The organism is Geodermatophilus dictyosporus, assembly GCF_900115505.1.
Lineage (GTDB): Bacteria > Actinomycetota > Actinomycetes > Mycobacteriales > Geodermatophilaceae > Geodermatophilus > Geodermatophilus dictyosporus.
The window spans coordinates 100,914-125,675 of record NZ_FOWQ01000009.1 but is presented as its reverse complement, the minus strand read 5'-3'; the positions used below and the strand labels follow the sequence as shown (position 1 = coordinate 125,675).

Annotated in this window: 27 protein-coding genes; 9 read left to right on the top strand and 18 right to left on the bottom strand. The window is 75.3% G+C overall.

Annotated features, from left to right (window positions below; genetic code table 11):
- Positions 1 to 63: 63 nt before the first annotated feature.
- Positions 64 to 999, bottom strand: a complete 936-nt coding sequence (locus BMZ33_RS19335) for an NADP-dependent oxidoreductase (RefSeq protein WP_091114955.1) — start codon at positions 997 to 999, stop codon at positions 64 to 66.
- A gap of 88 nt (positions 1,000 to 1,087) precedes the next feature.
- Here BMZ33_RS19335 and BMZ33_RS19330 point away from each other — a divergent pair, with 88 nt between their 5' ends.
- Entirely contained in the window at positions 1,088 to 2,392 is a 1,305-nt protein-coding gene (locus BMZ33_RS19330) for a glycosyltransferase (RefSeq protein WP_091114932.1), read from the top strand.
- On the top strand, positions 2,389 to 4,425 hold the full coding sequence (locus BMZ33_RS19325; RefSeq protein WP_091114928.1) for a mannosyltransferase YkcB-related protein: 2,037 nt from the start codon (positions 2,389 to 2,391) through the stop codon (positions 4,423 to 4,425). Before BMZ33_RS19330 ends, BMZ33_RS19325 begins: the two co-directional genes overlap by 4 nt.
- A 49-nt stretch (positions 4,426 to 4,474) precedes the next feature.
- Here the strand turns inward: BMZ33_RS19325 and BMZ33_RS19320 are convergent, their stop codons facing one another.
- Positions 4,475 to 5,674 carry an acyl-CoA dehydrogenase family protein gene (locus BMZ33_RS19320; RefSeq protein WP_091114925.1) on the bottom strand — a complete coding sequence of 400 codons (1,200 nt, stop codon included), beginning with the start codon at positions 5,672 to 5,674 and terminating at the stop codon, positions 4,475 to 4,477.
- A 144-nt stretch (positions 5,675 to 5,818) separates the two neighbouring features.
- On the opposite strand from BMZ33_RS19320, the gene BMZ33_RS19315 reads away from it, so the two are divergent.
- Positions 5,819 to 6,199, top strand: a complete 381-nt coding sequence (locus BMZ33_RS19315) for a DUF4190 domain-containing protein (RefSeq protein WP_169064576.1) — start codon at positions 5,819 to 5,821, stop codon at positions 6,197 to 6,199.
- 36 nt (positions 6,200 to 6,235) lie between these two features.
- On the opposite strand, the gene BMZ33_RS19310 is transcribed toward BMZ33_RS19315, so the two are convergent.
- Genes BMZ33_RS19310 through BMZ33_RS19300 form a run of 3 tightly spaced genes read right to left on the bottom strand, consistent with a single transcriptional unit; the run spans position 6,236 to position 9,077 of the window.
- Positions 6,236 to 7,186 carry an HpcH/HpaI aldolase/citrate lyase family protein gene (locus tag BMZ33_RS19310; RefSeq protein WP_091114918.1) on the bottom strand — a complete coding sequence of 317 codons (951 nt, stop codon included), beginning with the start codon at positions 7,184 to 7,186 and terminating at the stop codon, positions 6,236 to 6,238.
- 50 nt (positions 7,187 to 7,236) lie between these two features.
- Positions 7,237 to 8,172, bottom strand: a complete 936-nt coding sequence (locus tag BMZ33_RS19305) for a DMT family transporter (RefSeq protein WP_169064575.1) — start codon at positions 8,170 to 8,172, stop codon at positions 7,237 to 7,239.
- Complete coding sequence (locus BMZ33_RS19300; RefSeq protein WP_091114914.1) at positions 8,169 to 9,077, bottom strand: PhzF family phenazine biosynthesis protein; 909 nt, start codon at positions 9,075 to 9,077, stop codon at positions 8,169 to 8,171. The genes BMZ33_RS19305 and BMZ33_RS19300 overlap by 4 nt, the downstream gene beginning before the upstream one ends.
- Positions 9,078 to 9,100: 23 nt before the next feature.
- On the opposite strand from BMZ33_RS19300, the gene BMZ33_RS19295 reads away from it, so the two are divergent.
- Positions 9,101 to 10,339: a magnesium transporter MgtE N-terminal domain-containing protein gene (locus tag BMZ33_RS19295; protein ID WP_091114910.1), complete on the top strand. Its 1,239-nt coding sequence runs from the start codon at positions 9,101 to 9,103 to the stop codon at positions 10,337 to 10,339.
- Positions 10,332 to 10,871 carry a DUF1003 domain-containing protein gene (locus BMZ33_RS19290; protein ID WP_091114907.1) on the top strand — a complete coding sequence of 180 codons (540 nt, stop codon included), beginning with the start codon at positions 10,332 to 10,334 and terminating at the stop codon, positions 10,869 to 10,871. Before BMZ33_RS19295 ends, BMZ33_RS19290 begins: the two co-directional genes overlap by 8 nt.
- Before the next feature lie 32 nt (positions 10,872 to 10,903).
- On the opposite strand, the gene BMZ33_RS19285 is transcribed toward BMZ33_RS19290, so the two are convergent.
- Positions 10,904 to 11,374: a DUF4188 domain-containing protein gene (locus BMZ33_RS19285; RefSeq protein ID WP_091114898.1), complete on the bottom strand. Its 471-nt coding sequence runs from the start codon at positions 11,372 to 11,374 to the stop codon at positions 10,904 to 10,906.
- Between the two features lie 72 nt (positions 11,375 to 11,446).
- Between BMZ33_RS19285 and BMZ33_RS19280 the strand changes: the two genes are divergently transcribed.
- The gene (locus BMZ33_RS19280; RefSeq protein WP_091114894.1) at positions 11,447 to 12,058 is read left to right on the top strand and encodes a MerR family transcriptional regulator; all 612 of its coding nucleotides are present in this window, start codon (positions 11,447 to 11,449) and stop codon (positions 12,056 to 12,058) included.
- Between the two features lie 2 nt (positions 12,059 to 12,060).
- On the opposite strand, the gene BMZ33_RS19275 is transcribed toward BMZ33_RS19280, so the two are convergent.
- The 3 genes from BMZ33_RS19275 to BMZ33_RS19265 are packed head-to-tail and all read right to left on the bottom strand — an operon-like array spanning position 12,061 to position 13,639.
- On the bottom strand, positions 12,061 to 12,642 hold the full coding sequence (locus BMZ33_RS19275) for a hypothetical protein (protein WP_091114888.1): 582 nt from the start codon (positions 12,640 to 12,642) through the stop codon (positions 12,061 to 12,063).
- Positions 12,639 to 12,956, bottom strand: coding sequence for an AzlD domain-containing protein (locus BMZ33_RS19270; RefSeq protein ID WP_091114884.1), 318 nt, complete (start codon positions 12,954 to 12,956; stop codon positions 12,639 to 12,641). The genes BMZ33_RS19275 and BMZ33_RS19270 overlap by 4 nt, the downstream gene beginning before the upstream one ends.
- The gene (locus BMZ33_RS19265; RefSeq protein WP_091114882.1) at positions 12,953 to 13,639 is read right to left on the bottom strand and encodes an AzlC family ABC transporter permease; all 687 of its coding nucleotides are present in this window, start codon (positions 13,637 to 13,639) and stop codon (positions 12,953 to 12,955) included. The genes BMZ33_RS19270 and BMZ33_RS19265 overlap by 4 nt, the downstream gene beginning before the upstream one ends.
- 231 nt (positions 13,640 to 13,870) lie before the next feature.
- Here BMZ33_RS19265 and BMZ33_RS19260 point away from each other — a divergent pair, with 231 nt between their 5' ends.
- On the top strand, positions 13,871 to 15,031 hold the full coding sequence (locus BMZ33_RS19260) for an Mrp/NBP35 family ATP-binding protein (RefSeq protein ID WP_091114879.1): 1,161 nt from the start codon (positions 13,871 to 13,873) through the stop codon (positions 15,029 to 15,031).
- Positions 15,032 to 15,226: 195 nt separating this feature from the next.
- Here BMZ33_RS19260 and BMZ33_RS19255 read toward each other — a convergent pair whose 3' ends face one another.
- Both BMZ33_RS19255 and BMZ33_RS19250 read right to left on the bottom strand, forming a co-directional pair.
- Positions 15,227 to 15,919, bottom strand: a complete 693-nt coding sequence (locus BMZ33_RS19255; RefSeq protein ID WP_091114875.1) for a potassium channel family protein — start codon at positions 15,917 to 15,919, stop codon at positions 15,227 to 15,229.
- Between the two features lie 24 nt (positions 15,920 to 15,943).
- The gene (locus tag BMZ33_RS19250) at positions 15,944 to 17,218 is read right to left on the bottom strand and encodes a TrkH family potassium uptake protein (protein ID WP_169064574.1); all 1,275 of its coding nucleotides are present in this window, start codon (positions 17,216 to 17,218) and stop codon (positions 15,944 to 15,946) included.
- Positions 17,219 to 17,862: 644 nt separating this feature from the next.
- Between BMZ33_RS19250 and BMZ33_RS19245 the strand changes: the two genes are divergently transcribed.
- On the top strand, positions 17,863 to 18,165 hold the full coding sequence (locus tag BMZ33_RS19245) for a hypothetical protein (protein WP_091114868.1): 303 nt from the start codon (positions 17,863 to 17,865) through the stop codon (positions 18,163 to 18,165).
- Between the two features lie 63 nt (positions 18,166 to 18,228).
- Here BMZ33_RS19245 and BMZ33_RS19240 read toward each other — a convergent pair whose 3' ends face one another.
- From BMZ33_RS19240 to sigE, 5 genes are all read right to left on the bottom strand, one after another.
- Complete coding sequence (locus BMZ33_RS19240) at positions 18,229 to 18,609, bottom strand: hypothetical protein (RefSeq protein WP_136697357.1); 381 nt, start codon at positions 18,607 to 18,609, stop codon at positions 18,229 to 18,231.
- 146 nt (positions 18,610 to 18,755) lie between these two features.
- On the bottom strand, positions 18,756 to 19,136 hold the full coding sequence (locus tag BMZ33_RS19235) for a twin-arginine translocase TatA/TatE family subunit (protein WP_091114862.1): 381 nt from the start codon (positions 19,134 to 19,136) through the stop codon (positions 18,756 to 18,758).
- Positions 19,137 to 19,241: 105 nt separating this feature from the next.
- Entirely contained in the window at positions 19,242 to 20,816 is a 1,575-nt protein-coding gene (locus BMZ33_RS19230; RefSeq protein ID WP_091114858.1) for a S1C family serine protease, read from the bottom strand.
- A gap of 70 nt (positions 20,817 to 20,886) precedes the next feature.
- Positions 20,887 to 21,474 carry an anti-sigma factor family protein gene (locus BMZ33_RS19225; protein ID WP_091114855.1) on the bottom strand — a complete coding sequence of 196 codons (588 nt, stop codon included), beginning with the start codon at positions 21,472 to 21,474 and terminating at the stop codon, positions 20,887 to 20,889.
- Positions 21,471 to 22,067: an RNA polymerase sigma factor SigE gene (sigE, locus tag BMZ33_RS19220; protein ID WP_169064573.1), complete on the bottom strand. Its 597-nt coding sequence runs from the start codon at positions 22,065 to 22,067 to the stop codon at positions 21,471 to 21,473. The genes BMZ33_RS19225 and sigE overlap by 4 nt, the downstream gene beginning before the upstream one ends.
- Positions 22,068 to 22,258: 191 nt before the next feature.
- On the opposite strand from sigE, the gene BMZ33_RS19215 reads away from it, so the two are divergent.
- Positions 22,259 to 22,927 carry an O-methyltransferase gene (locus BMZ33_RS19215; protein ID WP_091114853.1) on the top strand — a complete coding sequence of 223 codons (669 nt, stop codon included), beginning with the start codon at positions 22,259 to 22,261 and terminating at the stop codon, positions 22,925 to 22,927.
- On the opposite strand, the gene BMZ33_RS19210 is transcribed toward BMZ33_RS19215, so the two are convergent.
- Both BMZ33_RS19210 and glgC read right to left on the bottom strand, forming a co-directional pair.
- Positions 22,917 to 23,486 (bottom strand): 2'-5' RNA ligase family protein, encoded by a 570-nt coding sequence (locus BMZ33_RS19210; protein WP_091114850.1) that lies wholly within the window; start codon positions 23,484 to 23,486, stop codon positions 22,917 to 22,919. The two genes, BMZ33_RS19215 and BMZ33_RS19210, sit on opposite strands and share 11 nt — an antisense overlap.
- On the bottom strand, positions 23,483 to 24,703 hold the full coding sequence (gene glgC / locus BMZ33_RS19205) for a glucose-1-phosphate adenylyltransferase (RefSeq protein WP_091114846.1): 1,221 nt from the start codon (positions 24,701 to 24,703) through the stop codon (positions 23,483 to 23,485). The genes BMZ33_RS19210 and glgC overlap by 4 nt, the downstream gene beginning before the upstream one ends.
- Positions 24,704 to 24,762: the final 59 nt, after the last annotated feature.

The window sequence follows — 24,762 nt, the reverse complement described above, 5'->3', positions numbered from 1 at the left end:
CTCCGGGACTCCCCTCACCCTGGCAGGCCCGCCCGGCCGGCCGCGACCGGGGCCAGCGGCGGCTCAGAAGGTGAGCACCAGCCGCCCGCGCACCCCGCCGCGGGCCAGGGTGCGGTGCGCCCCGGGCGCCTCCCCGGGCGCGAAGGTGCGGGCCACCCGCAGCGTCACCGCGCCGGACTCCACCTGCTCGCGCAGCCGGTCGAGCGCGGCGCCGTTCTCGGCGTAGTGGCGCACCAGCGTCGGGAACACCTCGACGCGGCCCGATCCGTCGCCGCGGTAGCCGCGCACGGTGGCCACCTTCCCGCCGTCGCGGACCGCGGGGAGCACGAGCGCGTCCTGCACCGACCCGTCGGCCAGCCCGTCGACGCCGTCGGGGAACTGCGCGCGGATCCGCTCGGCGACGTCGTCCCCGCGCCGGACGACGACGTCGGCGCCGAGGTCGCGCACCAGCCGCTCGTCGGCCTCCGACGCGTCGGCGACGACGGTGTGCCCGTCCGCCTTGGCCAGCTCGACCACGTAGCCGCCGAAGGCGCCGGCCGCGCCGGTCACCGCGACCACCGAGCCGGGCGGCAGCGCCATGTGGTCGAGCGCCAGGCGCGCGGTCAGGCCGTTCATCGGCAGCGTGCACGCGGCGACGGCGTCGGCCCCCGCGGGCACCCGGGCCACGGACCCGGCCGGCAGCACGAGGTCCTCGCGGTAGCCGCCGTGCGCGCCGGTGGGGACGACGACCGCCATCACCGCGTCGCCCACCCGCACCCGGTCGACGCCCTCGCCCACCTCGACCACCTCGCCGGCGGCGTCCATGCCGGGCACCCACGGCGGCGTCTTCACCGGGTCGCGCCCGGCGTAGGCGCCCTCGCGCAGGTGGGTGTCGGTGGGGCTGACGGCGGCCGCGCGCACCCGCACCCGCACCTGCCCGGGCCCGAGGGGCTCGTCCGGGACGTCGACGACGGTGAGGGCCTCGGGCCCGCCGAACTCGGTCACTCCCACGGCTCGCACGCACCCGACACTAAGCGGGGACCGCTTCACAGCCGACCGGCAGCCGCCGCACCGGGGCGGCCCAGCTCCTCCCCCGACCGTCCCACCCATGCCACCGCTCCCGCTCGGCGCGCACGACCGCGCCGGTGCCGCCGGCCGGGGACGGCCCGTCCTCGACGTCGTCGTCCCGGTGCACGACGAGGGGACCGACCTCGAGCCGTGCCTGCGCCGCCTGCACGCCCACCTGACCGAGGCCCTGCCCTGGTCCTTCCGCATCACGGTCGCGGAGGACGCCGGCACCGACCGCACCCTGGAGATCGCCCACCGGGTCGCCGCCGAGCTGCCCGGGATCGAGGTGCTCGCCCTGCCCGAGGCCGGCCGCGTGCGCGCGCTGCGCACCGCCTGGCTGCGGTCGGACGCGCCGGTCCTCGTCCACACCGACGTCGACCTCTCCACCGACCTGGACGCCCTGCTGCCGCTGGTCGCCCCGCTCGTCGGCGGCCACTCCGACCTGGCCGTCGGCACCCGCCTGTCGCGCTCGTCGCGGGTGGTGCGCGGGTTGGGGCGCGGGCTGTGGCGCGAGGTGGTCTCCCGCGGCTGCGACCTGCTGCCGCGGCGCACCCCGGCCACCTCGCCGTCCGACGCCCGGTGCGGGATCACGGCCGTCCGGGCCGACGTCGCCGCGCAGCTGCTGCCGCTGGTCGAGGACGCCGGCTGGTTCTCCGACACCGAGCTGCTGGTGCTCGCCGGGCGCGCCGGGCTGCGCATCCACGAGCTGCCCGTCGACCGGGTCGACGACCCGGACAGCCGGGTGGACATCCTGGCGACGGCGAAGGCCGACCTCGCCGGCATCGCCCGGGTGCTGCGCGCGCCGGCCACCGGCCGGCTGCCGCCGGCCCGGCTGCGCGACTCGATCGGCCGCCGGCCGCTGCCCGATCCCCCGCCCGGCGTCCCGGGGTCGCTGGTGGGCCAGCTGGTCCGCTTCGCCGTGGTCGGCGTGCTCTCGACGGCGGCCTACCTGCTGCTCTTCGTCCTCCTCCGCGGCGTCCTGGCCGCCCAGCCGGCCAATCTGCTGGCGCTGCTGGTGACCGCGGTGGCCAACACCGCGGCCAACCGGCGGGTCACCTTCGGCATCCGCGGCGGCCGGCACGCCGGCCGCCACCAGCTGCAGGGCCTGGTGGTGTTCGCCCTGGCGCTCGCGCTGACCAGCGGCTCGCTCGCGCTGCTGCAGCTGGCCGACCCGGCGCCCGCCCGCGCCGTCGAGCTCACCGTGCTCGTCGCCGCCAACGCCGCGGCCACCCTGCTGCGCTTCGTGCTGCTGCGCGGCTGGGTGTTCCGCACCTCTCCCCCCTCCCGCACCCCCGTGGCGGCGACCGCCACGGCCGACCTCCCCGAGACGGAGACCGCCCGATGACCGCCACCGTGCCGGCACCCCCGGCGCCCGCCGCTCCCCCGCCCGCGCCGGCTCCCCCACGCACCCGCCGGGCCGCCCGGCTGCTGCGCGGGCCTGCCGCCGACCCGCGCTGGGTGCGCCCGGCGCTGCTGGGCCTGCTCGCCGGCACCGGCGTGCTCCACCTCTGGGACCTGTCGGCCTCGGGCTGGGCCAACGCCTTCTACGCCGCGGCCGCGCAGGCCGGCTCGCAGAGCTGGGAGGCGTTCTTCTACGGCTCCTCCGACGCGGCCAACTCGATCACCGTGGACAAGCCCCCGGCATCGCTGTGGGTGATGGCGCTGTCGGTGCGGCTGTTCGGGCTGAGCTCGTGGTCGCTGCTGGTGCCGCAGGCGCTCATGGGCGTGGCCACCGTCGGGCTGCTGTACCTGGCGGTGCGCCGGGTGGCCGGCCCGGGCCCTGGGCTGCTCGCCGGTGCGGCGCTGGCCCTGACCCCCGTGGCGACGCTGGTGTTCCGCTTCGACAACCCCGACGCGCTGCTCGTGCTGCTGATGACCGCGGCGGCGTACGTGCTCACCCGGTCGCTGGAGCGGGCCTCGACGCGCGGGCTGGTCGCCGTCGGCGTGCTCCTCGGGTTCGCCTTCCTCACCAAGACGCTGCAGGCGGTGCTGGTCGTCCCCGGCTTCGCGCTGGTCTGGCTGGTGTGCGCCCCCACCCCGCTGCGCCGCCGGCTCCTCCAGCTGCTCGCCGCCGGTGCCGCCATGGTGGTGGCCGGCGGGTGGTGGGTCGCGGTCGTCGAGCTGGTGCCCGCGGCGTCGCGCCCGTACGTCGGGGGCTCGCAGACGAACTCCGTGTGGGAGCTGATCTGGGGCTACAACGGCCTCGGCCGCCTCACCGGCGAGGAGATCGGCAGCGTGGGCGCCGCGCCCGGCTGGGGGGACGCCGGGATCACCCGGCTGTTCGGCGCCGCGGTCGGCGGCCAGGTGGCCTGGCTGCTGCCGGCCGCGCTCGTCCTGCTCGTCGCCGGGCTGGTCGCCGTCGGGCGGGCTCCGCGCACCGACCCGACCCGGGCGGCGCTGCTGACCTGGGGCACCTGGCTGGGCGTCACCGGGCTGACCTTCAGCCTCATGGCCGGCATCTTCCACGAGTACTACACCGTCGCCCTGGCCCCGGCGATCGCCGCGCTCGTGGCGATCGCCGGTGCGCTGCTGTGGCGGCGCCGCGGGCAGGCGTGGCCACGCCTCCTGCTGGTCCTCGTGCTGACCGGCACCGTGCTGTGGGCCTGGGTGCTGCTCGGCCGCTCGGCGGAGTTCCTGCCCTGGCTGCGCTGGGTCGTGCTGGTGCTCGGTCTGGCCGCCGCGGCGGCGCTGCTCGCCGTCCACCGGCTCCGCCGCGCCGTCGTCGTCCTGGTGCTGGCCGCCGGCATCCTGGCCGGGCTCGGCGGCCCGGCTGCCTACGCCCTGCAGACCGCCGCCACCCCGCACACCGGTGCCATCCCGACCGCGGGACCGGCGGTGTCCGGGGACGACGGCTCCGGTCCCGGCGCCGCCGGGCAGGCCGGTCCCGGAGGCCCGCCGGCGGGCACGGCCGGTCCCGGTGGCGCACTGCCCGGTCCGGCGGCCCCGCCCGGCGGCAACGCCACCACGGTCGTCCCGCCCGGCAGCGGGAACGGTGCGCCGGGCGGCCCGGGCGGCCTCCTCGACGCCGGCGACGTCAGCGACGAGGTGGTGGCCGCACTCACCGAGGACGCCGCCGGCTCCACCTGGGTGGCCGCCACGGTGGGGTCGAACAACGCCGCCGGCTTCCAGCTGGCCACCGGCCTCCCCGTCATGGCCGTCGGCGGGTTCACCGGCAGCGACCCCTCCCCCACCCTCGAGCAGTTCCAGCAGTACGTCGCCGACGGCGAGATCCGCTGGTTCATCGGCGGGGACACGGGGATGGCCGGTGACGGCGGCAGCACGGCGTCGGCCGAGATCACCGCGTGGGTGGCCGAGAACTTCCCCGCCCGGACGGTCGACGGCGTGACCGTCCACGACCTGGGCGAGGCGGCGGCCTGACGATGAGCGGCCCGGGGCCTGGTGGTCCCGGGCCGCTCGCGCGGTCGCCTCAGCGCTTGAGGCCGTACTCCTTGAGCAGGCCGCGGCTGATGATCGTCTTCTGGATCTCGCTGGTGCCCTCGCCGATGAGCAGGAACGGCGCCTCGCGCATGAGCCGCTCGATCTCGTACTCCTTGGAGTAGCCGTAGCCGCCGTGGATGCGGAAGGACTGGGTGGTCACCTCGGCGCAGTACTCGCTGGCCAGCAGCTTGGCCATGCCGGCCTCGACGTCGTTGCGCTTCCCGGCGTCCTTGAGGCGCGCGGCGTTGACCATCATCAGGTGCGCGGCCTCGACCTTGGTGGCCATCTCGGCCAGCTGGAAGGCGATCGCCTGGTGCTGCGCGATCGGCTTGCCGAAGGTCTCTCGCTGCTGCGCGTACTCCACCGCCAGCTCGAAGGCGCGGATGGAGATGCCGCAGGCGCGGGCGGCGACGTTGACCCGGCCGACCTCGACGCCGTCCATCATCTGCGCGAAGCCGCGGCCGGGCTCCCCGCCGAGGATCGTGTCGGCGCCGGTCCGGTAGCCGTCGAACACCAGCTCGGTGGTGTCGACGCCCTTGTAGCCCATCTTGTCGATCTTGCCGGGGATGGTCAGGCCCGGGGCGACGGTGCCGAAGCCGGCGGGCTTCTCGACCAGGAACGTCGTCAGGTTCTGGTGGGCCTTGTCCGCGCCGAGGTCGGTGCGCACCAGCGCGGCGACCAGGGTGGAGGAGCCGCCGTTGGTCAGCCACATCTTCTGGCCGTCGATCACGTAGTCGCCGTCGGCCTGCTTGACCGCCTTGGTGCGGATGCCGGCGACGTCGGAGCCCAGGCCCGGCTCGGACATCGAGAACGCCCCGCGGACCTCGCCGGTGGCCATGCGCGGGAGGAAGTGCTCCTTCTGCGCCTCCGTGCCGTGCTGGCGGATCATGTAGGCGACGATGAAGTGGGTGTTGATGACACCCGAGACGCTCATCCAGCCGCGGGCGATCTCCTCGACCACCAGCGCGTAGGTCAGCAGCGACTCGCCCAGGCCGCCGTACTCCTCGGGGATCATCAGCCCGAAGATGCCGAGCTCCTTGAGACCCTCGACGATCTCGGTCGGGTAGGCGTCGGCGTGCTCGAGCTCCTGGGCGTGCGGGATGATCTCCTTGTCCACGAAGCTGCGGACCGTCGCGAGGATCTCCTGCTGGATGTCGGTCAGGTCGGCGGTCTGCGCCAGTCGGGCCACGTCTGCTCCTCCGGGACTCCGGTGTCCGTGTTACCGGCGAGTATGGGCCACCGGTCCGGACGGGTCGCCGTGTCCGTGGTCACGCGCCCGCGCCGCGGCGTCCCCGCCGTCTACCGTGCCGCTGGCAGCACCGAGGAGGACGCCGTGAGCAGCAGTCAGGACCCGTCCGGGCCGGCCCCGGGCCAGCCGCCGCCGTACGGCGCCCCGCCGGCGTACGGCCCGCCCGGCTGCGGCCCGCAGTCCCACGGCCCGCAGTCCCACGGCCCGCCGCCGGGCTGGCCGCCCTACCGGCGGCCCACCAACACGATGGCGATCCTGGCGCTGGTCCTCGCCTTCGTCGCCGCGCCGGTGGGCCTGGTGCTCGGCGTCCTGGCCCGCCGGCAGATCCGCCGGACCGGCGAGGAGGGCGACGGGCTGGCGCTGGCCGGGATCGTCGTCGGCGGCATCGGCACCGCCCTGGCCGCGATGGGCATCGTCGTCGCGATCCTCGCCCTCGCCACCGTGAGCGCGTCCTTCGCCCCCTGACCGCCCGCCCCCTGACCGCCGGCCGGGCCCGGGCCGCTACTCCGGCGGGGTGAACGACGAGGTGCGGCCCATCCCGGCGGCGCGGCCCTTGCCGGCGATGACCAGGGCCATCTTGCGGCTGGCCTCGTCGATCATCTCGTCGCCGAGCATCGCCGAGCCCCTCTTCCCGCCCGCCTCGGACGTGTACCAGTCGTAGGCGTCGAGGATGAGCTCGGCGTGGTCGTAGTCCTCCTGCGACGGGGCGTAGATCTCGTTGGCGGCGTCGATCTGCCCCGGGTGCAGCACCCACTTGCCGTCGAACCCGAGCACCGCGGAGCGCTTGGCGACCTCGCGGAAGGCGTCGACGTCGCGCACCTGGAGGAAGGGACCGTCGATCGCCTGCACGCCGCGGGCACGGGCGGCCATGAGGATGGTCATGAGGATGTGGTGGAACGGGTCGCCCGGGTAGTCCGGGTGCAGGGCGCCGACCACCAGCGACTTCATGTTGATGCTCGCCATGAAGTCGGCCGGGCCGAAGATGATCGTCTCGATCCGCGGGCTGGCGAAGGCGATGTCGTTGACGTTGACCAGGCCCTGCGCGGTCTCGATCTGCGCCTCGATGCCGATCCGCCCGACCGGCAGGCCGTTGGCCTTCTCGATCTGGGTGAGCAGGAGGTCCAGCGCGGTGACCTGGGCGGCGTCGGCCACCTTCGGCAGCATGATGCAGTCGAGCTCGGCGCCGGCACCCTCGACCACCTCGACGACGTCGCGGTAGGTCCACTCCGTCGTCCAGTCGTTCACCCGGACCGTGCGGATCCTCTCGCCCCAGCCGCCCTCGTTGAGCGCCGCGACGATGTTCTTGCGGGCACCCGGCTTGGCCAGCGGCGCGCAGGCGTCCTCCAGGTCGAGGAACACCTGGTCTGCCGGCAGCCCCTTGGCCTTCTCGAGGAAGCGCGGGTTGCTGCCCGGCACGGCGAGGTTGGAACGGCGGGATCGGAGCTCGGCCACGGTGCCTCCGCTGACTGGGTCGATGACGGGCTACCGGAGGGTAACGACGCTCAGGTGACCGGCTCGACCGGCGGGGCCGGGCGGCTGGCCCGCACCACCAGCGCCACCCCGGCGACGACGGCGACCATCCCGGGCAGCGCCAGCAGCGGCGGGGTCTGCCCGAGCAGCACCAGCGCCACCAGCAGCGCCCCGGGCACCTCGAGCAGCACGGCCAGCCCGACGACGGTCGGCCCGACGCTGGAGAGCACCAGGTTGAGCAGCGTGTGCCCGAACAGCTGCGCGCAGACGGTGATCGCCGCGATCAGCCACCAGTCGCGGGCGCTGAACCCGACCAGCGGCGTGGACGTCACCAGCGCCGCGACCGCCAGGGTGAGCGCGCAGGTGGAGTAGCAGACGACCGAGTAGGCCGACGTCGCCAGCCGGGTGCGGGCCCGCGCGCCGGCCAGCATGTAGCCGCCGGCGCACACGGCTCCCAGCAGCGCCAGCCCGTCGCCGGCCAGCGCTTCCACGCTCACCGTCACGTCGACCCCGGCGATCAGCGCGACGCCGACCACCGCGAGCACCAGCCCCCACCACACCGCAGCGGGCAGCCGCACGCCGGACACCCGCGCGGCCAGCGCCGTCCAGACCGGGGTCGTGGTGACCAGCGCGGTGGAGGCGGCGACGCTGGTCATCGACAGGCTGGGCAGCCAGGCGGCGAAGTGGGCGGCCAGGAACAGGCCCGCGACCACCGAGCTGCCCAGCTGCCGCGGCCGGAGCCCCGCGAGGGTGGCGCGCTCGCGGCCGAGCAGCACCGGCACCAGCAGCGCGGCGCCGGCGGCGTTGCGCCAGAACGCGATGGCCAGGAAGGACGTCGCCACCAGGGCGGTGAGCGGCCCGGAGAAGGAGACGCCGACGACGGCGACCGCCATGAGCACGAGGTCGCGGCCGCCCGGGCGGTGCACCGCCCACGGCGACGGCGCGGCGGTGGCCTGCCCGGCGCTCACGCCCCCGGGACCCGGATGCGGCCCGCGGCCACCGGCACCACCGCGCCGGCCACCGTGGCCCCGGTGGCCCGCCCGCCGTCGGCGGTGACCGTGCACGAGAGCACCGAGGGCCGGCCCATCGCCTCGCCCTGGCGCACCGTGTACGCCGTCGTCCCCTCCGGCGCGACCAGCCCGGCGGCGGTCAGCCACACCCCGGCACCCAGCGCGGCCGAGCCGGTGGCCGGGTCCTCGCCCCAGCGCAGGTCGTTGGCGAAGACGCGGGCGTACGCCGTCGACGTCGCGGCGTCCCAGGACAGCACCGACACGCCCTCGCCCACGGCGAACCGGTCGAGGGCGGCGGGGTCGGGTGCGGCGCGGTCGACGACGTCCGGCGACACGGCGAGGAAGGCGAACGGCAGGCCGCAGCCGGCCACCGACGCGGGCAGGCCCACGACGTCGGCCGCGGCGAGCCCGAGCGCCTGCGCCAGCCCGGCCGGGTCGGGGCCGTCCTCGAGGGTGGCCCGGCCGCCGGTGAGCGTCGCGCCGTCCTCGGTGACATCGACCGGCAGCACGCCCGCGCCGCACTCCTGGTGCAGCGTGCCGGCGGGCAGCCGGCCGGTGCGCACCAGCGTGTGCGCGGCACCGACGCTCGGGTGGCCGGCGAAGGGCAGCTCGGCGTACGGGGTGAAGATCCGCACCCGGTAGTCGGGCTTCGGACCGCCGGCCGACCCAGGGTGGCTCGCGCCCGGTCCGGTCGGCGCGCACAGGAACGACGTCTCCGACAGCGCGAACTCGTCGGCCAGCGCCTGGCACTGCCCGGTGGTCAGCTCGTCGGCGTCGAACACGACTGCGAGCGGGTTGCCGGCGAAGGCCCGCGGCGCGAAGACGTCGACGACCTCGTACTCCACGGAGGCGGGGGCGGCCACACCACCGACGGTAGCCTCAGGCCGTGACGACGGTGACCAGGGCGTACGTCTCCCGGCTCGCCGGACTGCCCGTCTTCGACCCCAACGGCGACCGCGTGGGCCGCGTGCGCGACGTCGTCGTCGCCCTGCGCGTGGGCACCGCCACCCCCCGCGTGCTGGGCCTGGTCGTGGAGGTCGTGGCCCGCCGCCGCATCTTCGTGCCGATGGGCCGGGTGACCAGCGTCGACCCGGGTGCGGTGGTGCTCGGGTCGGGCACGCTCAACCTCAAGCGCTTCGAGCAGCGCCGCGGCGAGACCCTGGTGCTCGGCGAGCTGCTCGACCGCACGGTGACCATCCGCGAGAACGGCCGCCGCGGCACCGTCGTCGACGCCGGGATCGAGCAGACCCGCACCGGCGAGTGGGAGGTCACCCGCCTCGCCGTCCAGGAGCCGGGCCGGATCGGCCGGCGGGGGCAGCTGCACCAGCTGGCGTGGGCCGAGGTGTCCGGGCTGTCGCTGCCCGAGACCGGCCAGGGCGCCGAGACGCTCATCGCCACCTACCGCGAGCTCAACGCCGCCGACCTGGCGCACGCCCTGCAGGACCTGCCGATCAAGCGGCGGCACGAGGTGGCCGAGGCCCTCGACGACGAGCGGCTGGCCGACGTCCTCGGGGAGCTGCCCGAGGCCGAGCAGATCACCATCCTCGGCACGCTGGAGGAGGCGCGGGCCGCCGACGTCCTGGAGGAGATGGACCCCGACGACGCCGCCGACCTGCTCTCGGAGCTGTCCAACGTCGACCGCAACCGGCTGCTGGAGCTCATGGAGCCCGGCGAGGCCGAGCCGGTGCGCCAGCTGCTGCAGTACACCGAGGACACCGCCGGCGGGCTGATGACCAGCGAGCCGGTGATCCTCGCGCCCGACGCCACCATCGCCGAGGCCCTGGCCCGCGTCCGCGAGCCCGAGCTGACCCCCGCGCTGGCCAGCCAGGTCTACGTCTGCCGGCCGCCCTCGGCCACGCCCACCGGCCGCTACCTGGGCCTCGCGCACATCCAGCGGCTGCTGCGCGAGCCGCCGTCCACCCTGGTCAGCGGTGTGCTCGACGACCTCGAGCCGCTGCGGCCCGACGCGCCGCTGGCCGAGGTCACCCACTACTTCGCCACCTACAACCTGGTGGCCGCGCCGGTGGTCGACGAGCAGGGCCGGCTGGTGGGCGCCGTCAGCGTCGACGACGTCCTGGACCACCTGCTGCCCGAGGACTGGCGCGAGCGGGCCCGCCGTGGCTGACGGACGGCGGCTCGACGTCCCCCGCGGGGCGGCCCGTGGCCTGGGCAGCTACCTGCGGCTGGACCCCGACGCGGTCGGCCGGTTCGCCGAGGGGATCGCCCGCTTCCTGGGCACCGGCCGGTTCCTCGCCGTCCAGACGATCATCGTGGTCGTCTGGATCACGCTGAACGTCGCCGCCGTCCGGCTGCGGTGGGACCCCTACCCCTTCATCCTGCTCAACCTGGCCTTCTCCACCCAGGCCGCCTACGCCGCGCCGCTGATCCTGCTGGCGCAGAACCGGCAGGCCGACCGCGACCGGGTGCAGGCCGAGGAGGACCGGGCGCGGGCCGCCTCGACCCGTGCCGACACCGAGTACCTGGCCCGCGAGCTGGCCGCCCTGCGGGTGGCGATCGGCGAGCTGGCCACCCGCGACTTCATCCGCGGCGAGCTCACCCGGCTGGCCGGTGACGAGGCGGAGGAGGCCGAGAAGCGGGAGCGCAAGCGCCGCAAGGCCGAGCGCGCCGAGCGGGAGCGCCGCGAGTCCGTCGGCTGAGGGAACGGCCTCCCCGCAGGGAGGCCGTTCCCTCAGCTCGCCAGCCGGGCCGCGGCGCGGTCGAGCCGGCGCGGGACCGGGCGCACCGAGGTGGCCGCCGCCAGGCCCTGGACCGGGAGGTCGACGTAGACGCTCTCGGCCGCGGCGACCCGGTAGGTCTCGTGCCAGAGTCCCACCGCGCCGGGAACGCGGCGGGCGCGCCGGTTGAACGCCGTCCACGCGGGCCGGTGCCGGGCGCCGGCGTCGGTGGCGTAGCGGTAGACGTCCTCGACGCTGCGCCAGTACTGGACCAGCACCGGCCCGCGCCAGCCCAGCGTCATGCGGTAGCCGAGGAAGCCCGTGTCGGGGTCGGCGCTCAGCTCGCGCAGCATCGGCCCCATCGCGGCCAGCACCGGGAACCAGGCGTCGGGCCGGTGCAGCGTGTTGACGCGCATCCCGATGAGGAAGACGGCCAGGTCCCCCTCGTGGTGGTGGGTGGCGCGTCCGCGCAGGGTGCGGGGCATGTCGTCCTCCTGGTTGGATAGCGGCGGTGTCCAATGTTAGACACCGCCGCTATCCAACGTCGAGGGGAATCCGTGCAGATCTCCGAGCTGGCCCGGCGGACCGGCGTCCCGGTGGCGACGGTGAAGTACTACCTGCGGGAGGGCCTGCTCCCCTCCGGCGAGCTGACCGGCGCCACCCGCGCCCGCTACGACGAGGCGCACGTCGAGCGGCTGCGCCTCGTCCGGGCGCTGCTGGGGCCCGGCGGGCTGTCGGTGGCCACCGCGCGCAGCGTGCTGGCCGCCGTCGACGCGCCGGGCACCGCGGTGCACGAGGCGCTGGGCGCCGCGCACCGGGCGCTGCCCGGCGTGGGCCCCGGCGACCCGCCCGACCTCGACCGCGCCCGCGCCGTGCTCGCCCGCCGGGGCTGGCGGGTGGCCGAGGACTCCCCCGCCCTCCGCGCACTCGCCGCCGCGCTGGCCGCGCTCGAGGCCGCCGGGTACCCGCCGGGCGACGACCTCCTCGACCGCTACGCCGAGGCCGCCGGCCGGATCGGCGAGCAGGACGTCGCCGAGGTGCCGGCCGGCTCGCTGCCCGAGGCGGTGCGCTTCGTCGTCGTCAACACCGTGCTGCTGGAGCCGGTGCTGCTGGCGCTGCGCCGCCTGGCGCAGGAGGACGCCTCGGGCCGCCGGTTCTCCGGCGGCTGAGCTCAGCCGAGGACGGCGGCCAGCACGCCGAGGCCGAGGCCGGCCGGCCAGGTCGCGGGGACGAGCAGGGCCGTCGCCCACAGCCGGGTGCGGCCACGCCGTGGCAGGACGCCGACCAGCAGCCCGGCGACCAGGACGTCGGCGACCGCCTGCACCGGGTGCCCGGCGGCGTTCCCGAGCACCGCTCCCCCGGCCAGCACGATCCCGGCCGCGCCCGCGAGCAGCGCGCCGGGCACGGCGCCGTCCTGCCGGGTGGCGCGGTGCACCGCGACCGCCACCGCGGGGACGGCGGTGGCCGACAGCAGGAGCCAGGCGGCCAGCAACCGGTTCCAGCCGAACCCGAGCACCAGCGCCGCCCAGGCGTAGTACGCGACGCTCATCGCGGCGAAGGAGATTCCGGCGCGCAGCGCCGCCTCCCGGGTGCCCGGCGCCGCGCGGCCGAGCAGCGCCACCGCCAGCACCCACGCGGCCGGGTAGCTGCCGAGGTCCGCGGCCCAGGTGGGACCCGACTCGTCGGCCGCCTTGGCCACGGCACCGGCCAGGGCACCGCCGAGTGCACCCGCCGTCAGCGCGCGGGCGCTCACCCGGTGAGGACGTGCACGAGGGCCCCGGTGGCCCCGGCGAGCACCAGCACCACGATGAACGGCGCGCGCAGCGCCAGGGCGAGCGCGGCCACGGCCAGCCCGGCCAGGCGGCCGTCGACCACCAGGTCCTGCCCGGAGGTCAGTGCCTGCACCGCGACCAGGGCGGCCAGCAGCGCGGCCGGGACGAACGTGACCACGCGGGTCACCCACGGCCGCTCCACCCAGGCCGCGGGCACCGAGAGCCCGGCGAGCTTGAGCAGGTAGCAGCCGAGCGAGGCGACCAGCACGACCGCCCACAGCGTCCCGGGGCTCACGCCGCCCCCCGCGGCCGGCCGGCGAGCGCCACCGCGACCACCGCGGCCACCACCTGCACCCCCGCCGGCACGAACGGGGTGAGCACCAGCGCCACGACCGCGCCGCCCAGCGCGACCCGGCGCGCGACGGCCGGCTCCTCGGCGCCGGCGCGCAGCCGCGGCCACAGCAACGCGAGGAAGGCGGCCGGGACGACGGCGTCCAGCGCGGCCTGCGCCGTCTCCCCGAGCGCCGCCGCCCCGAGCGCGCCGACCAGCGTGGTGGCGTTCCAGACGAGGTAGATGGTGGCCCCGCCGGTGAGGAACGCGAGCCGGGCCAGCCCGCGGTCGGGCGCCGCCACGGCCAGCGCGGTCGTCTCGTCGATGACCCACTGCGCGGTTCCCAGCCGGCGCGCCAGCCCGCGCGGTGCCAGCAGCGGCGCCAGGCGCACCCCGTAGACGGTGTTGCGGGTGCCCAGCAGCAGCGCGCTGCCGATGGCCGCCGGCCCGCCGCCCCCGGCGCCGAGCACGCCGACCATCGCGAACTGCGAGGCGCCGGTGAACATCAGCAGCGAGGTGACCAGCGCCTGCCAGGGGTCCAGGCCCGCGGCGTCGGCGGCCGCACCGAAGGCGACCCCGTAGAGGCCGACGGCGACCCCGAGCCCGACGGCGTCGCGGAGGACGGCGGTGCGGGCGGCGCGGGACACGGCGCCCGACGCTACCGACCGGTCCCGGCCCCGCCGTCGACCCGGGGAGGCGACGCGCGGCCCACGGCGTCGACCTGCACGGCAGTGCCGCGCGCACTGCGCAGCACATCACCCCCGCGTCGGACGGCACCCCGTGCCGATCGCCGTACAGTGGCAGGTGGCTCGGGAAGCAGGACGCCGCGCGCGGCGGGCCGCAGCCGGGTCCCCCCGTCGAAGGAGACAGACGCACCCATGTCCGACACGCTGACCGGCTCGCCGGCGCTCGACGCCGTCAACGCCGCTCTGGCCACCGTCCAGGACCCCGAGATCAACCGCCCGCTGACCGACCTCGGCATGGTCAAGGACGTGCAGATCGGCGTCGGTGGCGACCCGGGCGCCGTGCGCGTCGAGGTCTACCTCACCGTGGCCGGCTGCCCGATGCGCGAGACGATCACCAACCGGGTCACCACCGCGGTGTCCGCCGTCCCCGGGGTGACCTCGGTGCAGGTCGGCCTGGACGTCATGAACGACGAGCAGCGCGCCGAGCTGCGCAAGACCGTCCGCGGGACCGACGCCGCCGAGCCGGTCATCCCCTTCGCCCAGCCGGGCTCGCTCACCCGCGTCTACGCGGTCGCCTCCGGCAAGGGCGGCGTCGGCAAGTCGTCGGTCACGGTGAACCTGGCCGCGTCCCTGGCCAGGCGCGGCCTGTCGGTCGGCGTCGTGGACGCCGACATCTACGGCCACTCGGTGCCGCGCATGCTCGGCGTCGAGGACAAGCCGACCCAGGTCGACAACATGATCATGCCGCCGCAGTCGATGGGCGTGAAGGTCATCTCGATCGGCATGTTCACCCCGGGCAACACCCCGGTCGTGTGGCGCGGCCCGATGCTGCACCGCGCGCTGCAGCAGTTCCTCGCCGACGTGTGGTGGGGCGACCTCGACGTCCTGCTGCTCGACCTCCCGCCCGGCACCGGCGACGTCGCGATCTCGATCGCCCAGCTGCTGCCCAACGCGGAGATCCTCGTGGTGACCACGCCGCAGCAGGCCGCCGCCGAGGTGGCCGAGCGGGCCGGCGCGATCGCCACCCAGACCCACCAGCAGGTGGTCGGCGTCATCGAGAACATGTCGTGGCTGGAGCTGCCCGACGGCTCCCGCATGGAGGTCTTCGGGTCCGGCGGCGGCCAGACGGTCTCCGACGCGCTGACCCGCACGCTGGGCGCCCCGGTGCCGCTGCTGGGCCAGATCCCGCTCGACACCCGCCTGCGCGAGGCCGGCGACGCCGGTGCGCCGATCGTGCTCGCCGAGCCCGAGTCGGCGGCCGCCAAGGCGCTGACCGCGGTGGCCGACTCGCTCGCCGTCCGCTCCCGCGGGCTGTCGGGCCGGTCGCTGGGGCTCACCCCCGTCCGCCGCTGACGCCCCGGACGGAACGGCCCGGCTCCCCTCGGGGAGCCGGGCCGTCCCGCTCCTCCGACCTCACGCCGAGGGCCGCGGCCGGAAGCTGTCGATCCTCCACCTCCGACCGCGCTCCGGGGCAGGTCCTGCGACGTCAGGCCGGGTGGCGCGGATCGGCGACGAGGACCCAGCCCTTCTGTCCAGGGCTCGGTCGACTCAGCCCAGCTCGCTCCACTTCTCCACCGCGCGCGGCGGACCGGACGCGATCACGACGTCGCCGCTCCTGAGAACGGTCTCCCCCGTGCAGTGCGTGAAGGCCCCACCCGGTCGCTTCACCCCCACGATCGTCACCCCGTGCCCGGAACGCACTCCGGTCTCCGACAGCGGCTTGCCGAGCATCGTGGCCGGAGGGGCCGTCTTGACCATCGCGTAGTCGTGCTCGAACTGGATGAAGTCGAGCATGCAGCCCATGACCAGGTGTGCCACCCGGCGGCCCATGTCGTTCTCGGGGTAGACGACGTGGTCGACGCCGAGCTGCTCGAGGATGCGCCCGTGGGCCGAGCTGATCGCCTTGGCCCACACGTTGTCGACGCCCAGGGTCTTGAGCAGGGACGCGGTGAGCAGGTTGGACTCGATGCTGGTCCCGATGCCGACGACCGCCCGTCCGAACTCCGGGATGCCCAGCTGCCGCAGCGCGTCCTCGTGTGTGCTGTCGGCGCGCACGCAGTGCGTCAACTTGGTGCTCATCTCCTGCACGGTCCGCTCGCTGGAGTCCACGCCGAGGACCTCGACGTCGGACGCCATGAGCTCGAGCGCCACCGCGCTGCCGAAGCGACCCAGGCCCAGGACGGCGACGCTCTCGTCGCCGCGTGCACCGTTCTGTCTGCCGAGAGAGAAGCGCTCGGGCATGTGGGTCCCCTCGTGGTGGTCGTGTCACCCGATTATCGGGCGCTCCTGCGGGAGTTCGTAGAGGCGGGGACGTGCCCGCAGCGCCAGCGCCGACGCCAGAGTGATCGGCCCCAGGCGTCCGGTGAACATGAGCACGACGAGCAACAGGGTGCCTGGCGTTCCGAGGTCACCGGTGATCCCGGTCGACAACCCCACCGTCGCGAACGCCGAGATGACCTCGAAGAGCACCTGATCGAGCGAGAAGGGCGTGAGCACCATCAGCGCGCCCGTACCGCCGAAGACGCCGGCGACGCCGAGCAGCGCGACGGTCAGCGCCTGCCGCTGGGCATCGGACGGGATGTGCCGGTGGAACGCGACGACACTGCGGTCCGCCCGGATCTCGGTGAGGATGACGAAGAGCAGCACGGTGAAGGTCGTCACCTTGATCCCGCCGGCCGTGCCGGCGCTGCCCCCGCCGATGAACATGAGCACGTCGGTCAGCAGCAGGGACTCGGCGTGCAGTTCTCCCGTCGGCACGGAGTGCAGTCCGCCGCTGCGCGGCATCACGGCGAGGAGGAACCCGGCGAGCGCCTTGCCGCCGACGCCGAGCGGGCCGAGAGTGGCCGGGTTGCTCCACTCGAGGGCGAGGAACGCGAGCGTTCCTGTGGCGAGGAGGACCGACGTCGCGAGCACCACGATCTTGGTGTGCACGGTCCACCGGCGCGGGCTCCGCCACAGCCGGTGGAGCTCGAACAACACCGGGAAGCCCAGTCCGCCCGTGATGACGAGCAAGCACACGGTGAGGGTCACCACCGGGTCGGTCACGAAGCGGATCAAGCCGTCGCTGAAGAGGGCGAACCCCCCGTTGTTGAACGCCGAGACGGAGTGGAAGAGCCCGAGCCACAACGCGCGGCCCACCGGCTCGTCGTGGGCAGCGGCGAACCGGACGCTGAGCACCACCGTCCCGGCAGCCTCGAAGAGCAGGCTGGTGCGTGCGACGCCGACGAGGACGCGCCGGACGTCGCCGATGCCGAGCATCCTGGTCTCGGCCGCCGTGGTCAGCCGCATCCGCAACCCCAGCCGGTGCGACACGAGCAGGCCGAGCAACGTCGCCAGCGACATGATGCCGAAGCCACCGATCTGGATCAGCAGCAGGATCACGACGTGACCGAGGTCGGACCAGTAGGTGGCCGTGTCGACCGTGTTGAGGCCCGTGACCGTGACCGCGGACGTCGCGGTGAACAGCGCGTCGACGAGCGGCGCACCGCCAGGGTCGGCCCGGGACACCGGCAGGAGCAACAGCAGGGTGCCCAGCGCCACCGCCCCCGCGAAGGCGAGGACGACGACCTGAGCCGGGCGCGCGGGTCGTGGCAGGTGGAGCAGGCGGGGCCTCATGGGGAGCTCCGGCGCGGCACGCGAAGAGTATGCGTGGCTCCCCGCCCCCGCTGACCCCGTGAACGGGTCAGCGGGCGACGGACGAGCCGGCCTGTTCGCCAGGGGATGTGGACGGGCGATCGAGGTCCTTGACGGACGTCGAGTGACGGCCCTGGGCAGCGGACACCTCGGGCCCGGAAGGGCCGTCGGCATCCCGACTCGAGGGTGGCCGCAGTGGCTGAGGAGTGGGCCAGGGAGAAGCTCGGGCTCGACAGGGGCAAGTCCGGCGCGCTCAGCGAAGCGATCTTCGGCGGCCTCCTGGGCGACGGGGCCTCACTTGGCGAAGGCCTCCGAGACTACCGACGGGCCAAGCGGATCATGCGAGTCGCCAAGCGACCTCGACGGTCGCCTCGGTGCCTGGGTCCGTCCCTTGGTGGGCCGCTCAGACACAGAAAGCGCCGGCCTGTCCGGGTCGGGTGTGGGCCCTGTCGACGGAGTGCGTGCAGGATGGCGCAGTGGCGTGGTGGTCCAGACGTCGGCGTACCAGCGCAACCGCCGTAACCTGGCCCCGCCCGGGGTCCGTCGCGATCGTGAGCGCCGAGGCTCAGGAGGCGGCCTTCATCGACGTGGACCTCGTCAGGCGGATGACCGAAGGCCTCCCTGTCACTCAAGGCCAGGAGATCCTGCTGGACCGAGGCGGACAGTGGTGGCTTCCGGAGGAAGACGTGATCAGCATTCGAGCCCTGCTGACCACCCTCCTCGGTCGAGCGGGCAACGACGAAGATCGGCGCCAGCTACGAGCAGCGGTCGAGCTGATCGACCTCAGCGACATGGGGGCGACCGGCCTGCTCCTCGTGCCAGCTGCGGATGGTGGTGCCGACCTGGAGGCCTGAACGCAGCGGTGTTCCATGGTGGGCCGCTCAGAGACACTCGCGCCGGCTGCCATGAGGATGGCTTCAGGACGATCCTCCGCGCGGCAGCAAGCGCGCACAGCCGCGGTAGCCCTCCAGGCGGACGTCGTTCAGCCCCAGCGGTAGATCATCCAGGTCACCGTCGACGAGGCGCTGGAGGAACACTGCGAGGTCTGCTTGATCAGCGGGCGTACTCAGGACCCACTCGGACACGTACTCGCCCTCAACACCGGCACCCAGTAGCGCTAGGTCCCCGGGCAGGTCGATGCGGAACGGACAGGCCTGCGGTCTGCCACGGACCTCAATCCAGTCACCTCCCTGCTGGATCTGACAGTCGTAGGGAGCCAAGAGCTGGAGGACCGCTTGTCGCAGCTGCTCGCGCCGAAGCTCGTCCTGGGCCTCCCGCACTCGACGGCGCTTCGTCACCCACCGCACGTCGCTGATCTTCCCGAGCCCGTCGACGCCTCAGGGCGGCTGCGAGCGCCGCTCACGGCGGCGGCACACGACCCCTGCACCCGACGACCCCCACGACGCGAGCAACGGCGACGGCTCCGTCATGCGCGGGACGGCTGCTACGTCGCGTCGACGTCGAAGGGCGGTGGGACGGCGCGGTCGCGGGGCCGGTCGGGTTCGTGGCTCGCCTTGACCAACCCGGCGGCGGTGGCCCCGGTGGTGCTGCGGCGCACCGGCGGGGCGTCGTAGTCGTCCTCGAACAGCTGCGACCGGATGAACGTCTTCGGGTGGTACTTCCGCAGGTCGAGGTCGCGCAGGCCGGCGAACTCGTCGCCGAGGGACTCGTCGACCTGGGCCCGCACCCCGGCCAGCGCCGCGCGGACCCGCTTGAGCCCGCTCGCCGCGTCCTTCGCCAGGGTGGGCAGCCGCTCGGGCCCGAAGATGAACAGCGCGGCCAGGGCGAGGACGACGATCTCGCCCCAGCCGATCGAGTCGAACACGTGCCGCTCCCCCTCCCGTCGACCCCAGGGTAGGTGCCCGCCGGACCTGGCCCGCCCCGACCACGCCTGTTCGAGCTGGGCCTGGTCGAGCTATGCCTGGTCGAGCTAGGCCTGGTCGAGCGTGGCCTGCACCGTGGTGGACGCCCCGCCGCGGATCAGCTCCAGCGTGACGACGTCGCCGGGCCGGTGGGAGTCGACGGCGACGACGAGCTCCTCGGAGCTGCCGACCTCCTGGTCGTCGACCCGGATGACGACGTCCTGCTCCTGGACGCCGGCCTCGGCCGCGGCGCTGCCCGGCTCGACGTTGAGCACCAGCGCGCCGTTGCGGGCGCCGTCGGTGACCGACCGGGTGTTGACCCCGAGCGAGGCGTGCACCGCGCTGCCGGTGGCGATGAGCTGCTCGGCGATGCCGCGGGCGGTGTCGATGGGGATCGCGAAGCCCAGGCCGACGCTACCGCCGCCGAGCGAGGCGATCGCGGTGTTGATGCCGATGACCGCGCCCGTGGCGTCGACCAGCGCACCACCGGAGTTGCCCGGGTTGATCGGCGCGTCGGTCTGCACGGCGCTGATGACGGCGTTGGTGTCGCTGCCCTCCCCCGCCAGCCGCACCGGCCGGTCGAGGGCACTGACGATGCCGCTGGTCACGGTGCCGGCCAGGCCGAGCGGCGAGCCGATGGCGACGACGGGGTCGCCGACCACGACGTCGTCGACGCTGCCCAGGGAGGCGGTGACCAGGCCGGGCCGCTCCACCTTGACGACGGCGATGTCGCTGGCCGGGTCGCGGCCCACGATGCGCGCCTCGGAGCCGGTGCCGTCGCTGAACACGGCGCGGATCTCGGCGCCGTCGACGCCGTCGGCGCCGGACACGACGTGGTTGTTGGTGACGATGTAGCCACCCTCGCCGTCGACGACGACCCCGGACCCGGTGGCCCCCACCTCGCCGACGCGCACCTCGATCGACACGACGGCCGGCGCGACGTCCGCGGCGATGTCGGACACCGAGCCGGGCTCGCGGGTGACCGCGTCGTCGGTCTCCGACAGGGTGGTGCCCGGCGCCAGCAGCGGCGTCTCGGACGCCTCGCGGGTCAGCAGGTAGCCCACGCCGCCGCCGAGGACGCCGGCCAGGAGCACCGCCAGCACCACCAGGGCCGCGACGCGCACCGACAGGTCGCGCAGCCGCAGCTTCCGGCGGCCCTTGCGGTCGACGACGACCGGGCCCTCCTGCTCTGACTCCTCCTCGAACACCGCCGGCCCGGTGAGGGCGGCCGGGGCGTGCGGGTCGCGCCAGGGGTCGCTCTTCGCGTCGGGCTTCCACCACGGGCCGGCCGAGGTGCGCCGGCGTCCGGGCCGGCCACCGGGTGGCTCCTGCAGGCCCGCCTGCCCGGCCGGCGCGCGGAAGGCGCGCAGCACGGCCTCGGGCGGCGGCGGGAGGACCGGCCGCGCGGGCGGCGACGGGCGGTCGCCGGCGAAGCTCCCGGCGACGGCGGCCGGGCGCCCGAACGCCGCCTGCTGTGCCGGGCTGGCCGGCGGCGGGAGTGCGACGGCGGGCCGGGTGCGCTCGGGCGGGTCGAACGGGCCGGTGGCGCCGGTGGGCCGGGCGAACTCCGCGGCGTCGGGCGTGCGGTCGCCGGCGCTCCCGGCGTCGGGGGCCCCGGGCTCCCGGGCATCAGGGGACGTCACGGGTACAGGGTCCTCCCCGGGCCCGACGGCGTGCGGCAGCACGCCGGGCGGCGGCCGCCCGGGCCGCCGGTCAGGGCGTGCCGCCCTGCGCGGGGGTGTCGGCCGACGACGGGCCGGTGAGCGTGCGGACGACCGGCGGCACGACCTCGGTGCGCTCCTCGGGCGCGGACGGCCCCGCCACCGACGCCGGCGGCGAGCCGGGCCGGACGGGGCCGGCGTCGGGCAGGTTGACCGCGAGGACGGCCACCCCCAGCCCGAGCCCGGCCAGGGTGCCCGCGACCCCGCGGCGCAGCCAGCGCGCCTGGTGCGGCGCGGCCGGGCGCTGCGGCGGGTCGTCGAGGGAGACGGTCCACCGGCCGGAGGAGCCGGTGACGGTCAGCTGGCCCGGACCCGCGGTGACCGAACCCAGCCCGCCGCCGCCGGGCACGTCGGCGGTGAAGGGGATGGCGCACAGCCGGGACAGCAGGTCGCCGGGGACGTCGACGTCGGCCGCGGCGTGCAGCGCGTCCTTGGCCTCCCGCTGGGCCTGCACCGCCGTCCGGCACTCCCAGCAGCCGGCGAGGTGCCGGGCGGCGCGCGCGGCGGGGCCGCTGGCCAGCTCGCCGTCGACCAGCGCGGCGATGGCCTCCTGCGCCAGGTGGCTCTCCGGCAGGCTCACGCGCCGGCCCCCGGTGCCGCGGCCCCGCGCGGGGCCAGGTGGGCCAGGGCCTGGCGCAACTGCACCCGGCCGCGGTGGATGCGGCTGCGGACGGTGCCCAGCTTGATGCCGAGGGTCGCCGCGATCTCCTCGTAGGTCAGGCCCTCGATGTCGCAGAGGACGACGGCCACGCGGAACTCCGGCGACAGCGCGTCGAGCGCCGCCTGCACCTGCGGGTCGAGGTGGGTGTCGGCGTAGACCTGCTCGGGGCTCGGGGCGGTGCCCGGCAGCCGCTCGGTGTCCTCGGGCAGCGCGTCGAACCGGATCCGCTGCCGGCGGCGGACCATGTCGAGGAAGAGGTTCGTGGTGATCCGGTGCAGCCAGCCCTCGAAGGTGCCCGGCGAGAAGTCGGCCAGGGAGCGGAACACCCGGACGAAGGTCTCCTGGGTCAGGTCCTCGGCGTCCTGGGCGTTGCCGGAGAGGCGGTAGGCGAGGCGGTAGACGCGGGCGGAGTGGTCGCGCACGACCTGCTCCCACGTCGGGGCGACCCACACCTCACCGGCGCCCGCGGCGGGCTGGTCGTCGGCGGACGGGGGGACGGTGGCCTCGGGCACGCCTCCAGTATCCCGGACGCGCACACCGCCGACCTCCCCCGGACCGGTGGCAGGGGGGACAGCGGCACGCTGGGGTGTCACACCGGGTGAACGGACGGCGGGGTGCCCGGTGTTCCCCGGTGTCGCCGTTCACAGGCCCCTCACAGGCTCGGCTCCCCGCCCGGCACGGTCACGGTCGGTAACCTCGCCCGGTGACGATCGCCGGGGGACCGCACCCGGGCGGCACCGGCGCCGCGTGGGCCGACCGCTACGCCGCCGAGGACCCCGTCCTGGTGGCCGCCCGCAGCCGGGCCACCGCGCTGGGCGGCGCCGCCCCCGTCGAGCCCGCGGTCGGCGCGACGCTCGCCGTCCTCGCGGCGGGGGCCGGCGCCCGCGCGGTCGTGTCCGTCGGCAGCGGGGGCGGGGTCGCGGGGCTGTGGCTGCTGCGGGGCATGCGGCCCGACGGCGTCCTCACCGTCCTGGACACCGACCCCGCCGCGCTGCGCGCCGCCCGCCAGGCGCTCGCCGACGCCGGCGTCCCCGCGGGCCGCACCCGGCTGATCTTCGGCACCCCGGCCGAGGTGCTGCCACGGCTCTCCCCCGGCGCCTACGACCTGGTGGCCTGCGCCGGCCCACCGACCGAGTACGCCGCGCACCTCGCCGCGCTGGTGGGGCTGGTCCGCCCCGGCGGCACGCTGACCTGGCACGGCCTGCTGGCCGGCGACCGGATCGGCGACCGCGCGGCCCGCGACGCCGACACCGTCGCCTGGCGGGAGCTGGCGCGCAGCGTCCGCGAGGACGAGGAGCTGACGTCCGCCGTCCTGCCGATCGGCGCGGGCCTGCTGGTGGCCACCCGCGGGCCCGGGCAGGTCAGCCGGTGAACGGGTGCTCGGCCAGCGGCTCCCACGGGCCGCCCAGGTAGCGCCACAGCCCGAGCCCGCGGGCCGGGACCGCGTGCGGGACGAACCCCGCCTCGAGCCGGTCACGCAGCGCGCGGGCCCGCTCCGGCGCCACCTTGTTCTGCACCGTGACGTGCGCCGACAGCCGCTGGCGGTCCTGCCGGGTCAGCCACGGGTCGAACTCCGCGGCCAGCCGCGCGTGCAGCGCGGAGAGCTCCGGGGCGGCCAGCCGGAACGCGACACCGCGGCCGAGCAGCTGCAGGCCGGTCACCGCGACGTCGAACGGCGGGCGCGCGGCGGCCGCGCCCAGCGCCGCGCCGACGGCGGCCTGCTCCTCCCCCGGCAGCGCGTGGAACAGCGTGACGTGCGCGGCCAGGTGGTTGCGGTCGGCCGGGAAGTGCTCGGCCCGCAGCCGGTCGAAGCGCGCCTGCGCCTCCGCCCCCAGCAGGAGCGTGACGACGAGAGGTGACGTGCTGGAACGGCCCTCGTGCAGGGGCCCGGCCCGAGCGGAGCGAGGGTCGGGGGTACGAGGGTCCTTCACACGAAGGCGCGGACGCCCTTGCCGAGCACGGTCACCCCGCCGGCGCTGACGTGGTAGTGCTCCTTGTCCGCGACCGTCTCGACGCCGATGCGTGCCCACGGCGGGACGACGACGTTCTTGTCCAGGATCGCGCGGCGCACGTAGGCGCCCTCCCCGACGACGACGCCGTCCATGAGCACGCTGTCCTCGACCCGCGCGCCACGGTCGACCCGCACGCCGGGGGAGATCACGGAGTTGTGCACCGACCCGCCGCCGATGATCGCGCCGGCGCTGACCATCGACTCCTCGGCCCGCCCGCCGAGCACGAACTTGGCCGGCGGCTGCTGCGGCGGCAGGGTGAGGATCGGCCAGCGGTCGTTGTAGAGGTTGAACACCGGGGTGACCGACACCAGGTCCATGTGTGCGTCGAAGTAGGAGTCGATGGTCCCCACGTCGCGCCAGTAGCCGTGGTCGCGCTCGCTGGCGCCCGGGACGATGTTGGTGGAGAAGTCGTAGACCCAGGCCGCCCCGGCGTCGGCCAGCATGGGCATGATCGAGCCGCCCATGTCGTGTGCGGAGTCGGCGTCCTCGGCGTCGGTGCGCAGCGCCTCCAGCAGCGCGTCGGTGGAGAAGACGTAGTTGCCCATGGAGGCGAAGGACTCCTCCGGGGAGTCCGGCAGCCCGGGCGGGTCGGCCGGCTTCTCGAGGAAGCCGCGCACCTTGCCCCCGGCGTCGGCGTCGATGACGCCGAACTCGGTCGCCTCGCGGCGCGGCACGCGCAGGCCGGCGATGGTCACGCCCGCCCCGGTCTGCAGGTGCTGGTCGATCATCTGGCCCGGGTCCATCCGGTAGACGTGGTCGGCGCCGAAGACGACGACGATGTCGGGCCGCGCGTCGTAGATGAGGTTGAGGCTCTGCAGGATGGCGTCGGCGCTGCCGGTGTACCAGCGCGGGCCGAGCCGCTGCTGGGCCGGCACCGGGGTGACGTAGTTGCCGAGCAGGTTCGACATCCGCCAGGTCGTGGTGATGTGCCGGTCGAGGCTGTGGCTCTTGTACTGCGTCAGCACGGCGATCTGCCGGATCTCGGCGTTCACGAGGTTGGAGAGCACGAAGTCGATGAGCCGGTAGTTGCCGCCGAAGGGCACCGCCGGTTTGGCCCGGTCCTGGGTCAGGGGGGCCAGTCGCTTGCCCTCTCCACCAGCCAGGACGATGCCGAGCACCCGGGGACCGCCACGCATGGAGCGAACGTAGCCGTTGCCGGCCTCCGGCGTGACCTGACCCGGCGCGGTCGGTCCCC

What these genes read in the sequence shown, in the direction of transcription:
- BMZ33_RS19330 (WP_091114932.1), top strand. Translation starts at nt 1,088, where the DNA reads ATGCCACCGCTCCCGCTCGGCGCGCACGACCGCGCCGGTGCCGCCGGC.
- glgC (WP_091114846.1), bottom strand. Translation starts at nt 24,703, where the DNA reads ATGCGTGGCGGTCCCCGGGTGCTCGGCATCGTCCTGGCTGGTGGAGAG.
- BMZ33_RS19255 (WP_091114875.1), bottom strand. Translation starts at nt 15,919, where the DNA reads ATGCCCGAGCGCTTCTCTCTCGGCAGACAGAACGGTGCACGCGGCGAC.
- BMZ33_RS19260 (WP_091114879.1), top strand. Translation starts at nt 13,871, where the DNA reads ATGTCCGACACGCTGACCGGCTCGCCGGCGCTCGACGCCGTCAACGCC.
- BMZ33_RS19325 (WP_091114928.1), top strand. Translation starts at nt 2,389, where the DNA reads ATGACCGCCACCGTGCCGGCACCCCCGGCGCCCGCCGCTCCCCCGCCC.
- BMZ33_RS19285 (WP_091114898.1), bottom strand. Translation starts at nt 11,374, where the DNA reads ATGCCCCGCACCCTGCGCGGACGCGCCACCCACCACCACGAGGGGGAC.